The sequence below is a fragment of the Microvirga terrae genome, assembly GCF_013307435.2.
Lineage (GTDB): Bacteria > Pseudomonadota > Alphaproteobacteria > Rhizobiales > Beijerinckiaceae > Microvirga > Microvirga terrae.
On record NZ_CP102846.1, the window covers coordinates 94262 to 109709 of the forward strand.

Below are 15448 nucleotides of genomic sequence, written 5' to 3' on the forward strand. Positions count from 1 at the left end.
CCTCTTCCAAACTTCAGTCGGGGCGCATGCGATGCCGGTTGCAACACCACATAGAAGCACCCTGGCTGAAGGCCGAGCACCAGACCTCTCACCAGGGCGCATACGATAGGTCTCGACACTGACCGAGGAAGATGATTGCAGACCGTGTTCAGGCAAGTGTGCCTGAGCACATAGCGATGGATTGGCACCAAGCCTTTATCGCGTCGTTCTTCTCACCCGTTTGAAACCGCTGGTTAACCATGAAGGCGCATGCTTTTCCATGTGCTTCAAGGGCTGGGCGGGCTTCCTCGTACCTGGAGACGGTTGCTCATGGCGGAGAACCAATTCACCAACACGATCGAAGAGAAGTTGGCCCTGATCTCGCCAACTGTGAAGGCCATTGAGTTCGGAGGAGAGCTACCCTACCTCCGCGAATTGCAGACGCTCCTCAGACAGCACCTGGCGAGCCTTGTGGCCTTGTTCGAGCGAGATCCCGGCCTGGATGCCGCAACAGCCGACCTGTACGCGGCAGCGGCGGCTGTTGTGAACGACACCGCCAGAGCCTCTCAACCCCTCGCCCGAAAACGCCGTCTGCTCAAGGAAGCGCAGGTCCGCTTCCAGGAGCGCATCGCGACCGCACGCCCGAATGGACGACGAGCCTGCGCCGCTTGGCGACAGAAGGAGCTCTTTCTTGCCGCCTGATCCAGGCCCGGGTTCCGCCTCAGCCCTCAATGGGCCGGAACCCAGTCGCCTGCGTTTCCGGCTACAGGAGTTGCTTGTCCAATTGCACAATCACTCACAGGATCCTGTGCTGCCCCAAGATCCTGTGAATCCGTTCCGTCCCGGTTATTGAGGCCGGAGCCCTCTGGTGGTTTCAATCTTGGGTGGCAAACCCTTTGCCCATCGACTGACTACTAGATTGTCAGCGCATCAGGAGGATCTCACCCATGGCGAAAGCTGCAACCAAGACGACAGCCAAGAAGGCGCCGGCCCGCAAAGCGGCCGCATCGAAAGCAGAACCGACTAAGACGGCCGACGCCGTTGCCAAGAGGTCTACGAAGGCCGCAGCACCGAAGGCGTCAGTCAAGGCAGCCCCCAAGGGTGCAAAGAAATCCACTGGCACCTCGGCTGGCGCGATCCTCACCCTGCGCCACATTGCCGAACAGTTGTCGGAAGTGCACGAGCTTCCCAAGCGCCAGGCTAACGAGATGCTGACGCAAGTCGTTGAGATGATCGCCAAGAGCTTGAAGAAGGGTGACAAGATCCGCCTGAGCGGTCTCGGCATCCTGCAGGTGCGCAAGCGCGCCGCGCGTACCGGGCGCAACCCGCAGACTGGCGAGCCGATCAACATCAAAGCCTCCAAGAAGATCGCCTTCCGGCCTGCGAAGGAGCTCAAGGAGGCGGTCTAGCCGGGAGCCGCAACCGGATGGCTGAAGCGACACCCACCCCACCGGCACGCTGGCGGGGTGGGCCTGTTGTTGCGTCCGCTCAGGAGAGATGCTGGGCAAAGTGCTTGTTCATCTCGAACATGCTGACCTTGCTCTTGCCGCCGAATACAGCCTGAAGCTTCTCATCCGCGAGGATTTCCCGCTTGTTTTCGGGGTTCTGCAGATTGTTGGACTTGATGTAATCCCACACTATTGCCACCGCTGTGTTCCCAAGCAGAGGTGGGGCGCGTCCTGCGCCTTATTGAGCGGTTGGAGGTCGCCGATCATGTGGTGAAGGCGGGAGGTATCAACTCGTTGGCTCAAGCGCAGATGCGGTTGCCTTATCTAGTCTCCGACGGATAGGAGATCCCTTCATCCACCTCTTCGGCGCCTTTGCGTTGGGCGTTCAGCCCGGCACTTCCGACAACCCGGCATCGATCAGGTTTGCCCTTCTGCGCTACATGCGGGGCGAGAACAGGCGCCTGTTCATCACTCCTGAGTGCACATCCTTCAAGGAAGACTTGGTAGACGCAAGGGATCCAAAATCCCTTGGGCTTGTCCGTGCAGGTTCGAGTCCTTCCGTCAGCACCATCAACAAATCCCTTCACTAAACCCCGCTATTTGCTGATGCAGGCGTAGATGAGGTGACTATTGGATCACAGAGGGCCAAGCAGCAAAAAGGCAGGGCCGCTTCCAGACAATAAAATGATCCCGTGTAGCAAGGCCGAGGTCTGGATCTCTTTCCAGTCGAGCGATCTGTGCGTCAACCGCCCTGAGTTTCTGCTCAAGCCGCGCTATCTCACGTCGCGCAAAGGAAACACCTTTCTGCTTTTTCGCTGGCATGTCGCACCCCAATCCTTGTGGTAAGGGCTCATTAACCAGTTTCGTTGAAGGCTGCTGTGCCCTGACGCACGCCAGTGCACGTCCAATGGGGAGATCCGAGGGTAGAGGAACGCCCTCCGGAATAAGTTGGACGAGATCCGCGAACGGGTCCTCCAAGCATTCCAAGTAGCCTGACGCCTCTGGCATCAGCCACCGGAAGTAACCATCCGAGCCAGAACCATAATCTTAAGGGATTGTTGATCTATCCCTTTGAGTTTATTGCGAAACAGAGATGGACATTTACGCTTGAAGGTGGTCTCCAATGGAACCGCAAGCGTGGAACGGGTGGTGGTAACGCGTACAAGGAATGATGTCTGGTCGGTCTCGCACGACGGGCGAAGCATCTCAGTTCACTCCACAGAGGAGCAGGCACTCTCCGCGGCGTTTGCCTTAGCCTCAAGGCGCAAACGGCAGGGGTTTGACGCCGTTGTCGTGATTGCGCGAGAGAGATGAAGATGATGACGCGCTCATGCCAATGGTACTGTCTGTCGCCTATTGTAGGATTTCCTCAACATGGTTGACGATGATGACAAGCTCCTGATGGCTCGTCCGTAGTCGCCCGCCAATGATAGGCTGTCGCGTGTCCTCGAATGGTTCGGTTTGCTGGCTGCCCTAGGTATTATCGGCTGGGCCATCGTCTACACGCTCGGTTAGTCGCCGAGAGGCAGATGCGCCTTGGCCCGGGCTCCGGGAGGCATTCGCAGCAGATGCTGCGTGATCCGACGCGCTGCGCCGAGATCCCGGCAAAATAGGTGAGGCACTGGCGCCCCTCGTAGCCGCAGTTGCCCCGCACGATGCGACAGGTATCCTCGTCCGTCATCTTTTCGTTCCTCAATCCTCAAGACGGGCTTCGCGCTGGAGAGCGAATACCCATAGCGACGCCATCCGACCGGCTCCGCCCAGACATGCGATGGTGCTATCCTGAGGCTTCAATCTTGCTTTCTTGCAGAGCGAAGTCGGCTGCGAGCGCCTGCTGCAGGATCCTGTCACGGATCACCCGCTTCATGCTCCCGACCCTGCGAGCCATGGCATAGACCCGATCTTGCAGGGCTGTCGCATCTGACATGACCTGAAACGGCGGCTCAGGTGGGAACGGCCGCGCGAGTTGCGTCTCCAGCTCAGCCAGCAGGTTCGCAAGATCTGTATGGTCGTCGCGTAGCCGCTGCAACTCTGCCTCGAGCATGTCTGATGCCTCCTGAGCCTCTCCGGGGATCGCCAGCTTCTAGATTTTGGGGCCTCTGCTTCAGGAGGCTACTGAGGCATGACCACGGTCAGGTAAGGGGATGAGGGCTTCTCGTTGGCGCCGACCGGACCGGGTACCTGGTTCCTGACCGGCTTCAGACTCTTCAGATAGCCAGCCAGAGCTTTGGCATCGGCATCCGTGAGCTTGCCATAGGAGTGGTACGGCATGATCGGCACAAGCTGGCGACCGTCTGGCCTGACGCCGGTTCGCACCGCTTTGATGATGTCGGCCTCGCTCCACTTGCCCAGTCCCGTCTCGCGATCAGGGGTGAGGTTGGGTGGATAGAAGATACCGAGCCCGGGGATCTGGAATCCGACCTCTGAACCAGCCAGAGGTCGCTGCAGGTCGGGCTTGCCAAGAAAGGTGCCGGGCGTATGGCAGCCGGTGCAATCCATGATGGTCGCCAGGTACTCGCCGCGCTGCGTTTGGCTCTGCGCCAAAGCCGCCGGAATGAACAGGAGGAGGCTCCCGGCTGCCAAAGCGGAGCAGATGAGTGGTTTCATGAAGCTTCTCTGACTGAGGTTGAACCCAGCCAAGGTGCCAGATGTCCTACAGGAGTGAAGTGCGCAGAAGGTGTAGATGAGTCTATGCCGCTCCCAAGGCACTTCTTATCCAGCCTCTCGCCACAGTGCGTCCCACGCCTATGTGAGAGTGAACCCTTGGTAGGTTTGCAGTGCCGACAAGCTCCATAATGTTTGGCAACAGAACTGCGTGAAGGCGGGAGGTGTGTGGCAACCAAGTTGAAATGTCGCTGCTTGCGCGAAGATATCCCCCTCGCGATCGACACCTCATCGCGAGGCCTCAAAGAAAAAGCCCCGGATCACTCCGGGGCTCTTCCTGTGGTCTGCTGGAGGCAGAGGCTTAGAAACCGCCCATGCCACCCATGCCGCCACCCATTCCACCGGGCATGGCCGGAACAGCGTCATTCTTGGGGGTCTCAGCAACCATGGCCTCGGTAGTGACCAGCAGGCCAGCGACCGACGCTGCATTCTGCAGAGCGGTGCGGACCACCTTCGCCGGGTCGACGATACCGGCCTGGAGCAGATCCACGAACTCTTCCGTCTGGGCGTTGAAGCCGAAGGTGTCGGACTTCGTGTTGTCGTTGATCTTGCCAACGACTGTCGATCCTTCGACGCCGGCATTCTCGGCGATCTGGCGGATCGGGGCTTCCAGGGCGCGCAGCACGATGTTGATGCCCGACTTCACATCCGGGTTGTCGCTGGTGAGCTTGGCCACCGCAGCCTTGGCGCGCAGCAGAGCCGTGCCGCCGCCGGGGACGATGCCTTCTTCCACCGCAGCCCGGGTGGCATGCATCGCATCGTCAACGCGGTCTTTCTTCTCCTTCACTTCGATCTCGGTCGAGCCGCCAACGCGGATCACCGCAACACCGCCGGCCAACTTGGCGAGACGCTCCTGAAGCTTCTCACGGTCGTAGTCCGAGGTGGTCTCCTCGATCTGTGCCTTGATCTGCTGCACACGTGCCTCAATGTCTTGGCTGGAACCAGCACCATCAATGATCGTGGTGTTTTCCTTCTCGATGCGAACGCGCTTGGCGCGGCCGAGCATGTCGAGGGTGACGTTCTCAAGCTTGATGCCAAGGTCCTCAGAAATCGTCTGGCCGGCCGTGAGGATGGCGATGTCCTCGAGCATGGCCTTGCGGCGGTCGCCGAAGCCCGGAGCCTTCACGGCGGCGATCTTCAGGCCGCCGCGCAGCTTGTTGACCACCAGGGTGGCGAGCGCCTCACCCTCGATGTCTTCCGCTACAATCAGCAGCGGCTTGCTCGTCTGCACCACGGCCTCGAGAATCGGCAGCAGCGACTGCAAGGAGGAGAGCTTCTTCTCGTGGATGAGGATGTAGGGATCCTCGAGTTCCGCGATCATCTTCTCGGCATTGGTGATGAAGTACGGCGAGAGGTAGCCGCGGTCGAACTGCATGCCCTCGACCACGTCGAGCTCGGTCTCGGCGGTCTTGGCTTCCTCGACCGTGATCACGCCCTCGTTGCCGACCTTCTGCATCGCCTGAGCAATCATCTCACCGATGGAAGCATCACCATTGGCGGAGATGGTGCCGACCTGGGCAATCTCTTCCGACGAGGCCACCTTCTTGGCGCGGGCCTGGATGTCCTTCACGGCCTCAGCCACGGCCAGGTCGATGCCGCGCTTGAGGTCCATGGGGTTCATGCCGGCGGCCACTGCCTTGGCGCCCTCGCGCACGATAGCCTGGGCCAGAACCGTCGCCGTGGTGGTGCCGTCACCCGCCACATCGCTCGCCTTCGAGGCGACCTCGCGCACCATCTGGGCGCCCATGTTCTCGAACTTGTCGGAGAGTTCGATCTCCTTGGCGACGGTGACGCCGTCCTTGGTGATGCGCGGAGCCCCGAAGGACTTCTCGATCACCACGTTGCGGCCCTTCGGACCGAGCGTGACCTTCACGGCATTGGCGAGAATATCGACGCCGCGCAGCATGCGATCACGGGCATCGGAGGAGAATTTGACGTCTTTGGCAGCCATAGGCTGAACTCCTGTTGGTTCTTATCTGGTCGGGGCGGGTTAGGCGGCCTGCTGCGCTTCGGCAGACTGCTCGATCACACCCATGATGTCGGATTCCTTCATGATCAGGAGGTCCTGACCGTCGATCCGCACCTCGGTGCCGGACCACTTGCCGAACAGAACGCGGTCGCCGGCCTTCACGTCGAGGGCAGCAACCTTGCCGCTCTCGTCACGGGCGCCGGGGCCGACGGCGACGACTTCGCCCTCTTGCGGCTTTTCCTTAGCGGTATCGGGAATAATAATGCCGCCCTTGGTCTTCTCTTCGGCTTCGATGCGGCGAATGACCACGCGGTCGTGCAATGGGCGAAAGGTCATGGGGGTACCTCCTCGTTCTTCGAATTGGAGGCACTCGTCTGCGCCGAGCGGCACGATTAGCACTCGACGCATGAGAGTGCTAACGCGAAGTGATAGTCCAATGCTGCAGGTGAGGCAAGGCCACTCAAAGGCCAAGCTTAAGGTGCGTTGGGCTCTCGTGACTCCTGTCGGAGCCGGTAGCCCTGGTGGTCCTCTGTCACCGGCGGCTGACGCCCCAAAGGGCAACAAAATAGCCCACCAGCTTAGGGCCAGCGGGGCGGATGAAAGGCTTTGGCGATACTAAGTGACAGATCTTACGAAGGGAGCACCTTTGCTAGCAAACTTTGGCGGGGCTGTGACGACGCGCATTGGCGGTGCCATCTTGATCGTCCTGGGCGCTCATTGACCCGTCCCATCATCTGTCCATACTGGCTTTCATGAAGCGCCTGATCGGATCCATCCGAGCCCTGCTGTCTCGTCGTCCACAGTCCAGGACTCAAGCGGGTCTCACCGCCGTCGAGTACGAGGCGATATGCCTGATTACAGATGAGGGAAGAGCTGCCTACGCCCGAGCGCGGCAGCAGGCGTATTACTGCCGCGCAAGAGGCAGCGAGCAAGGATTTCGGTTCTGGTCGGCTGTGGCGACTGAAGTTGACCGGCGAGCGGGTGCCAGCGCAAAAAGCGCCAATCAGCCGACCCGCTAAGACCCGCCATCGTCTCGGGCGGAGACCTGAGAAACGCGGATCGTGCAAGCATCGCGCTTGAGCGCTCCTCACATCCAACCGTATCGATGCCACAAACGCCGGATCGGCACTGTCGATGGCCGGTATGTCCCCAAACGATGGGAGAAGGCCCGTCAGAGGCCGCTCAATCCAAGGCCGTCCGCAGCCTCACACCCCGCTTCTGAGCGTCCTTCAAGTAATCGACCACGACGGACGGCAGCTCACGCCGCTGGCCAGAGGCGCGGCGTTGGAATGCATCAAACTCGCCCTTGCGGATCATGGCTGCTTCAAAGCTCAGTCCAAAACGCTCCACGATCTCCTCAACCGTATCAGTCGCACTGAGGAGATAGTTAGGAGCCAGGAACATCGCAGCAAACCGTCTTGCCTCGCTCTCCTCCTTCTTGGCCTCCAACACGAGCCTTCCGGCGCTCGTGTGAGTGACACTCCTGCTGTGAGCGCCCGAGTGCCGCATTGCGAAGTGCCCAATCTCATTAGCGATGGCCATTCGGGCTCTTGGCTCACCCCTCTGCATGGCACCGACGACACTCTCACGCATCCGCAGGAGACCCTTGCGGGCGTCCCATTGCGCCTCGGCATCGGGCATCTCGGCGTCTGGTACCCGCTGATGGGCAAAGTGCCGAAAGCTGGTCGTAAGCTTGTGGATCACAGCCATCATGTCAGGGCGGCTCTGGTTCTGCAGACCGAGCTCCCTTCGGAGAACCTTCACGCGTTGCTCAATCTCTTCATCCGTGACATGCCGCAACATATCGGACCTCGAAACTATAGCGGCTACTAGATATAGATTAAATTGCGCTTTCTGGGTTTGCAATCCCTCGTATGGGATCAAGGTCGAAAGCGCAGTTCTCATGTCTCGAAAGCAGTTCTGGTGCTCAAGCTGGGTGGGCGTGTGGTCCGAATTGAGAAACTGCCCCCCCCCGACGAAACAAAGACCTGACCCCTCCTTGGCAAAGGAGGAATAGATGTCGATTGGGGATTCAGCATGCAGCCTCTCATAGCCCGGACGCGTCTCAAGGCCATCGGCAACCCAAACGCTGGACCAGTCCTGATTGGCAAGATGGAGGATGCTCTGGTGATCTGCCTCGCGAAACCATGGCGTCGCGTCGAACTCAAGCGAAAGAGCGTTATCGGCGGTGTGACACGAGGCCCGGATCATCACGCACCTCCCGGAATGGCTGTCCCAGAGGCCACTTTAACACACCCTACTGTGGCAGCTGGCGAGCGCCGTCCAAGAACAGCGTCTACCGCCTGAGCTTTTCCAGGCCCAGATCCCGCCAGAGCCAGGTGAAGTCATAGCTGGCCATCGGATCGTCCGATGGTACCCCACTCTTCGTCTGGTTCTCGATGTGTTTCAGCCAGTCCGCGACCTTGCGCCGGCCTGCAGCTGTTTTAGCCGCGGCCCGTGGGCTCAGATCCCCGAGCGCCGGGATCGGCTCGTCGAGAGTCTTGAGGTAATGATCGGTCAGCGCGCCATGGACAAGTTCGGCCTGCAGTTCGGCGGGAAGGTCGCCGACCTGATCCAGATGGTCGTCCCCGTCTCGCCCAGCCATCGCCTGTTCGAGCGTTTCAATCTCGGTCAGAGCCGGCCCGACCAGCACCCCGGCCAGCTGAGCCAGGATGGCCCTCCCGCGCTCAGCCCGCTCGCGGGAGTTCGCCTCCAGCAGCAATGCCTTGTCGGTCAGTTCGATGTTGCCCAGAACCGTGTCGCCCGTGTCGAGCGTCACCCGCACAGACGGGCCTTGCTCTGGGACAGACCTGTTCGCCGGCTTGCCTGAGGATTTCCGTTTGGCAGGCTGTTGCGGCTCGATCCAATTCCAGAAGCCTTCGTTCTCCTCTTGAAACACCGGAGCAGTGCGCAGGCGCTCCCGGATCTCTGCGGCGGCGTCCTTCGAACGCAATGGGAAGCGGACCCGGCAGAAGACCACCTCGTCGCCATCGCTGTTGAGAACGGTCGGCAGGCTCTGATCGAGGGCTGAGGCCAGAGCATCGTCCAGCCAGATGTTGCTGAAGATCGGTGCGGCTGTCGCCATAAACAGGAGGTCGGCAATCTGGCCATCCTCCCGGGTGGACTTAGGCAGCTGAGCCTCCTTGGTCAGCTTCCGGAATTCGCGTCGGGCCTGCTGCCTGGCCGCCTTGAGCTCCTCTATGAGCAGAGTGGCGGCGCTCGGGCGGAAGGGCAGGAGGCCTCCGGCCAGGATGTTCTTGCCCGAGACCTCAACGATGCGGGCACCGATCTTGTCCCAGACCTTGAGGCTTTTGGTGGCGGAGTGCTCGCTGACCCGGATCGGCTCCCCGTCGCGCAGAAGATCCCGCGCCAGGAAGGACTGGCCCGGCACGATCTCGCTCACCTCGTACAGGCTCATGCAGGAGTCCCGCAGCGCCTCCATGTAGCGCCGGTTGCCTGCGCTTTTCTTCCAGCCACGGCGCTTGAGGTAGTCCTCGACGATGTTGCGCCCGTCCGGCTCGACGGCTTGGGTGAGGAAGTCCTCGAAGGCGCAGCCCCACAGGGTCATGGCTGCGTGATCGCCGATCACCTCGGCGATTTCTTCGAAGTCCATCTCATAGTCTTCACACGCCGGACCGAGGTGCAGGCCGAGAACGTCCGCAAACGGCTCACGCCATTCCTCGTGCGCAAGCCACTTCATCAATCCGGAAAGGGAATGGTTGCCGAGCATGGTCATTCGATCCTGGTTGAGCTGCAGGAGAAGCGCGGGCGATCTGGTCTACTGAAAGTGCACCTCTGTAAGGGATGGAGTGCTTTAGGCTCAGTGTATCGCCGCGGCAGTGCCGATCAAGCGCGGCTGGCACGACTACATGCACGCATTGGTCCAGCGTTCAGGCGGCTGTCGTGCGCTCCTCCTCGTTCAGCGGGTGGAGGTCACGGACCATATGGTGGAGACGGGAGGTGTCGAGATGGGTGTAGATCTGGGTGGTCTCGATGCCGGCGTGTCCCAGCAGCTCCTGCAGCACGCGCAGGTCCGTGCCACCGGCATGCATGTGGGTGGCAAAGGCATGGCGCAGCACGTGCGGGGAGACCCGCTCGGGGCTGGACAGCCCTGCCGCCAGCGCCGCCTCCTTGATCTCCAGCAGGGCCGCCTGGCGCGTGAGCGCCTTGGCCCCGTGGCGCACCGGGTGGAACAGCCAGGGGGAGGGCGCTCCGCCGGAATAGGCCGCAGCCAGCCGCTGCCAGAGGGCGATGGCCTTGATCGCCCGCCCATGCAGCGGCACGAGGCGCTGCTTGTCACCCTTGCCGCGCACCAGCAGCATCCGGGTGCCGGCAGGCGCGGCATCGGCGGGCAGGGACAGGGCTTCGCTGATGCGCATGCCCGAGGCATACAGCGTCTCGAACAGGGCCGCCCGTCGGGCATAGCCGGCCTGCCGGTAGAGCCCCACCGAGGGATCCGCCGCAAGGGCATGGGCGGTCTCGAGCAGGGCCTCCGTCTCGGCGATCGACAGGACGAACGGCAGCTTGCGCGACCGCTTCATGGCCGCCAGATGGGCGGTGGGATCGCGCGAGCCGAGTTCCTCGGCGATCAGGAACCTGTGCAGGCCGCGCGCCACGGTGATCCGGCGGGCGATGGTCGAGCCGGCGTAGCCGCGCCCATCGAGACCGGCGATGTAGTCCCGGATCTGCTCCAGGCCGACCGCGTCCAGGCCGAGGCTGTTCTCGTCGAGCCAGGTGAGATAACAGGTCAGATCATCGCTGTAGGTGGCAAGGGTGCCCGCCGAGGCCCCGAGTTCGGTGGCCAGGGCGTCGAGCCAGAGCTGGGCCAGCCGCTGGTTGGTGCGCATGAGATCCTCCTGTGGGAGCACCCTGCCACGGCAGCGGTTACCGACTTCTTGTCAAAATAGCGCTTCAACGAAATTATCGACCTGAGGGTGAGCACCCGCTAAGATATACGACAGCACCCCATTGAGCTTATATGTATTTTATCTGTAATAATACGGATCTTTGCAATTGTTAGCCTCCGAGAATACAGCGTGCTCCCGCTCGCGCCCCCAAATTTTATGTCCTGCTCGCTTGGGATACCTCCGAAATTGAGTGTTCCGCTCCACGAAATAGCGGTCGATTGCGGCCTTCGCCTCGTCCAAGCTCGCATAGTTGCTGTTGTGTATAATAGCGCGAGCCATGCCGCTAAACACAGACTCAATCACGTTTAGAAATTGGGCGCCGGATGGGAGGGGAGCGGTATTGACAAGTGGACCTCCTACGCGTTGGGCGGTGGCATTATACTTCTCAATCCGGTCATAGAGTTGCCTGGAGATGTGCCACGACGCAGCATCCCATGAGAGATAAAGCCTTTGATGGTTCGGGTATCTTTCAATCAGGCATTCCATCATGCGGATCATCTCGGCTGTATTCTTTTTCTCGCTGTAAAAGTGGGTGACCTGGTTCCGAGAGAGTTCCAGAGCTGCAGTGATGATCAAAGTACCGCGCGAGTTTTGCCATTGCGGCAGGGTGCGAAGCTCGCCCGGAGGTGTAAGCGCGCGACCGCCCTGCATTTTAACAGCGAACGGACCAAACTCGTCGATTGAGAAGAACGCCTCATCAGGCTGAAGACCCGAAAGGATGGAGCGCACGCGCCTAAGTTTTTCGGAATACGCTGGATCGGAAGATGTCAGCACCACACGAGCTTTGCGCCACCGCCAGCCTGCCGCTCGGGTGATCTTGCGGATCACATCAGGACAGACGGATTGCCCCTTCTCGGTCAGCACACGGCGCAGGGTCATCATCGTCCAGGTTGTTCGGTTGATTCCATAGTTCGGTGGAGGCTCATGAAGGACACCGAAGATCAGCGTCTTCAAAGCCTCATCATCCTGTTTACGGACTGCTCTGACTTGACGTGCGAATAACGCTGCGGCCCCACCTTGCTCGAAGTTCCGCACATACTTGCGGAGAGTCTTCTTATCGATACCCAGGAAAGCGCAGATCGCGCTGGTGCGCCAGCCACGGATGCTCGCGAGGACCGATAACGATCGGTTTCGATCGGACAGGGAGCCTTCATACAATCTCTTTAACAATGAGCCGAAATCAGGAACTTTACCAAGCTCCAGCCACAATGACGCGCTGCTGACTTCCTTCTGGAGAACCCGACGCATCCACTCGAAAGCTTCTCTGTCGGTACGCTCCTTGGTGGTCAAAGCCGGGGCTGCACCAGATAACTGCCTCAAGAATTTGATAGCGGCCTGTCGATCCAGTGAAAGGATACGGTCATAGGCAGCCTCCCAAACGCGGGTATTGCTGTGCCTCATCCTGTTCAGGTAGCGCTGAACCGTTCTGCAATTGCCGTTGAAGCCCAGTTTGCGAATGCTTTCGAATATTGCGGACGCAGTAAGATGCTGTGGTCCAGTTGAGGCCTCTCTTTCCTGAAGCATCTTGTGGATTGCACTGATATAAGGGCCAAGCTTCGGATGCCTAACACATCTTGGACCATACGGCAGCGGTCGTGGATGGGCGAGCATCTTTCGCACAGTTTTGACGTCTATCCCGGCTTCACGAGCCACCTGCTTTCGCGGAATGCCCTCTACCAAGACCTGGTGTCGGATCTTCAGCCATTGATCATTGTCGCGGTACATCGAGCTTACCTCATCGTCGGATGATCAAGTTTCAATGCACTAAATGGCGCAGCGTGCTCCCGAGGTACGAGAGCGAGTAACGATCACAGGAGACAGCATTTACTTCCTGGAAGAGCGGCTCAGAAGCTTGTGCTCCCGTAAGAGCAGCTAACGCCCTGTCACTGCAGATGAGCTCAGGAAGATAAATGTCTAACCTTATGCCTGGCTTGACATCAATGTGAGCAGCTCATGGGTGCCTCTATTTTCTGCACATCGATGACTTCAATGATTGAACGTACCCAGCAACCTTCTTAGACGAATACTCCGTGACTAGTTTCATGAGAAACCTCAGCCACCCAGGTGAGTTGCGTCCTCGATATCTTTCCTGCGCTGCTTCGCCCGACGGTCATAGCTCGCCTGGTTTTTGGTGCACACCAGCGTGTAGGGTCGGCCGCGACGATCGGTGGTAACGTCCACATCGCAGTGAGCCCGTTGGATCGTCTGCTCAACGTGGGAACGGTCTGCTTCGACGGCTTTGAAGGCCCATGTCTTGCGCTCAGGATCCGCCAAGAAGCGGCTCAATTCGGCGCAATGCTGGCATTGACAGGAGAGCACGCTTGCTCGGCTCCAGTTATGAGGTGGCGCGAGCGGCTCGGTAATCCGGGCGCGCAGGTGCTCAAGACAGGCGTCCCGCAGCCGCTGGACCGCGGGCTCTTGCGCAATCTTGGATCGAACCAGGTCCCGCATCGCCGGGATCAGAACGGTGTCCAGGTCATAAGTCTGGGGCCACGTCAGCATGTGACCTGCCGCTTCCTCAGCCAGTCGCCTGTCAATCCGACACAGAGCCTCGAGGAGATCAATGACGAGATGAGGTTTCACGCTCCGATCCTGCCACCAAAACCATGCACTCGGTGCGTGCTGCGGATCGCTTGGCAAGGCGTCGACCAAGGCCGTCGCGGCCCCGCTGAGGTCGGCTTGCCGGCCGTTCCCCCCTGCAGCCGCCAGCCGGGCGAGCAGATTCCCGCAGGCGGTCAACGAGGTCGACGCATTCCCGGCGATGATTTGCCGGGTCAAGGCTGCGGCTCGCTGAGGCGACAAGACACCGAGCGCCTGAACGATAGCCTCATTGTCGCCCTCGGTGTAGACGCCACTGCCCGCCGCAATGGTCGCCAGAAATGCCTCAAGGCGGGTCCTGTCCCTGAGCTGGATCAGGAGGAGGAGCATCTGGGTGGCGTGGGTTGGAGCCTTCTCCCGCGAAGGGTATCTCTCCTGGCCGTGCCAGGAGGAGATCATGTGGCCGGAGAGTTCATGCGCCTCACGCCACAGGGATGACGTGTGATCCTCGCCGCTGCTCAGCCAACGCTCGGTCAGGTCGGCCAGATAGGGGAGGGTGACAGCCACGCCGGCCTGACACAGAACGGCGAGAAAGCGCTCGCGCGGCCAGAGCACGAGAGCCGCCCGACGGTAGGTTCGCTCAAACGAGGCGCCCTCGTTGCCGGTCGCCTCATGAAAGTGCTCCTCGTCAGGCTCCAAGTCGTCGAGAGCATCAGGCGGGCAGAGTTCATCGTCTCCGACCGGAATCTCACCCAGCACCGAGGGCTGATCATCGGGCCGCCGCCATGTCGATAGGGCAATCGAGCGGTCGAGGACCTCAACCTCCTCAAATTCGTCCTCGTCAGGTTCCGACCACCGGCGGTACGAGGAACTGTAACCCGTGTAGTCTGCACTGCCGCTCTCTTCGACCACGATCAGGGCCAGGTGGAGATCGCAGTCGGCCACCTGGGCGGCGGCCCTGAGAACCGCCGCCGCGGCTGCATCGGCGCCTTTCAATGCTCCAAACCCGAGTTCAGCTGGAGTATAGGCATGCTCAAGAGGAACGATGAGCTTTTCTGGTGCGTCCGAGGTCGCACGGCTCAGATCAGCGCCCCAGGCCTGCAGGAGGGCCGCGATCCTGGTTTTTTGATTGGAATAGCTGGGTGGCTCGGGCAGCCGCCCGGGCCCAAGACGCATCAGGTTGTAGATCAAGGCCAGCCGAATGCCCGACGTGACAGGCAGGACTTCGTGAACGCAATCGGCATAGAAGGCTGCAAACGCCACCTCCGAGGGGTCAGAGGAGTGAAGGTCAAGCCGAACCTCGCGGTCCCTATGACGGACCAGAAGCTCACCCCCGGTCGATGTCGAGGGCAGCACCACCACCAGCGTGGCGAACATCCCGGGCGCTTTCTCGGTGTCGCGATGGCTCGCAAAGAAGCTGCCTTCATCATAGAGCAGCAGCTTGTAGAACTCGGCTTGCACGGGCTCAGTGACTCCAAGGCCGTCACAGGCGCGAGTCAGGATGGTATTCAGCGTCCGTACCCAACCCCGGCCCTGGATCCGAACCTGGTCCGGGCCGATCTGCCACGTCCGACGAACCGCCGTGTCGACCAGGGTCTGCTCTCCTCGCCCATAGGGAGCCCGCTCGGCCGCTGCAATGAGCTGCTTGGCTTGAAGCTGAAGAAGCGGCAGCGCGATTGGACCGACGCCGTCCACCTCCAGCTGTGGCGCAAGGAATTCGATCGTGCCGGAGGCGAAGAAGTCGCCTGGGCGACGCACTGTGGTCAGGACTGCAGCCAGTTCGCTCGTGAGGGAGGACATTGAGGCGGCTCACTTCGCGGGAAGCGCAATGAAGTGGAGCATACAATATGACACGCTCCGCCGCCACGGCTACGACTGCGGAAGCCTCATCAAAATGTTTGCATCAGCCGCTCTGCCTTGTACTGCGTTCTTGGCCCTCAAAC

The 15448-nt window shown here is 60.5% G+C and carries 12 protein-coding genes; 2 read left to right on the top strand and 10 right to left on the bottom strand.

Annotated features, from left to right (window positions below):
* Nucleotides 1-303 precede the first annotated feature (303 nt).
* A complete protein-coding gene (locus tag HPT29_RS25260) occupies nt 304-681 on the top strand; it encodes a hypothetical protein (RefSeq protein WP_259060991.1) in 378 nt (125 codons plus the stop codon).
* Nucleotides 682-926: 245 nt separating this feature from the next.
* A complete protein-coding gene (locus HPT29_RS28960) occupies nt 927-1388 on the top strand; it encodes an HU family DNA-binding protein (protein ID WP_432807326.1) in 462 nt (153 codons plus the stop codon).
* Nucleotides 1389-1467: 79 nt separating this feature from the next.
* Here the strand turns inward: HPT29_RS28960 and HPT29_RS25270 are convergent, their stop codons facing one another.
* The 10 genes from HPT29_RS25270 to HPT29_RS25315 form a co-directional block, all read right to left on the bottom strand.
* Nucleotides 1468-1644 carry an SWIB/MDM2 domain-containing protein gene (locus HPT29_RS25270; protein ID WP_432807335.1) on the bottom strand — a complete coding sequence of 59 codons (177 nt, stop codon included), beginning with the start codon at nt 1642-1644 and terminating at the stop codon, nt 1468-1470.
* A 1560-nt stretch (nt 1645-3204) separates the two neighbouring features.
* Nucleotides 3205-3471 (bottom strand): hypothetical protein, encoded by a 267-nt coding sequence (locus HPT29_RS25275; RefSeq protein WP_173948955.1) that lies wholly within the window; start codon nt 3469-3471, stop codon nt 3205-3207.
* A 68-nt stretch (nt 3472-3539) separates the two neighbouring features.
* Entirely contained in the window at nt 3540-4034 is a 495-nt protein-coding gene (locus HPT29_RS25280; RefSeq protein ID WP_173948954.1) for a c-type cytochrome, read from the bottom strand.
* A 358-nt stretch (nt 4035-4392) separates the two neighbouring features.
* Nucleotides 4393-6042 (bottom strand): chaperonin GroEL, encoded by a 1650-nt coding sequence (gene groL / locus HPT29_RS25285; protein WP_173948953.1) that lies wholly within the window; start codon nt 6040-6042, stop codon nt 4393-4395.
* A gap of 39 nt (nt 6043-6081) precedes the next feature.
* Nucleotides 6082-6396 carry a co-chaperone GroES gene (gene groES, locus HPT29_RS25290; RefSeq protein WP_173948952.1) on the bottom strand — a complete coding sequence of 105 codons (315 nt, stop codon included), beginning with the start codon at nt 6394-6396 and terminating at the stop codon, nt 6082-6084.
* 846 nt (nt 6397-7242) lie between these two features.
* A complete protein-coding gene (locus HPT29_RS25295) occupies nt 7243-8271 on the bottom strand; it encodes a M78 family metallopeptidase domain-containing protein (RefSeq protein ID WP_173948951.1) in 1029 nt (342 codons plus the stop codon).
* An 85-nt stretch (nt 8272-8356) separates the two neighbouring features.
* Nucleotides 8357-9790 carry a DUF7986 domain-containing protein gene (locus HPT29_RS25300; protein ID WP_173948950.1) on the bottom strand — a complete coding sequence of 478 codons (1434 nt, stop codon included), beginning with the start codon at nt 9788-9790 and terminating at the stop codon, nt 8357-8359.
* Between the two features lie 160 nt (nt 9791-9950).
* Entirely contained in the window at nt 9951-10907 is a 957-nt protein-coding gene (locus HPT29_RS25305) for a tyrosine recombinase (protein WP_173948949.1), read from the bottom strand.
* 138 nt (nt 10908-11045) lie between these two features.
* Nucleotides 11046-12692 carry an IS630 family transposase gene (locus HPT29_RS25310; protein ID WP_173948948.1) on the bottom strand — a complete coding sequence of 549 codons (1647 nt, stop codon included), beginning with the start codon at nt 12690-12692 and terminating at the stop codon, nt 11046-11048.
* Between the two features lie 327 nt (nt 12693-13019).
* On the bottom strand, nt 13020-15305 hold the full coding sequence (locus HPT29_RS25315) for a 2OG-Fe(II) oxygenase (RefSeq protein ID WP_173948947.1): 2286 nt from the start codon (nt 15303-15305) through the stop codon (nt 13020-13022).
* Nucleotides 15306-15448 lie beyond the last annotated feature (143 nt).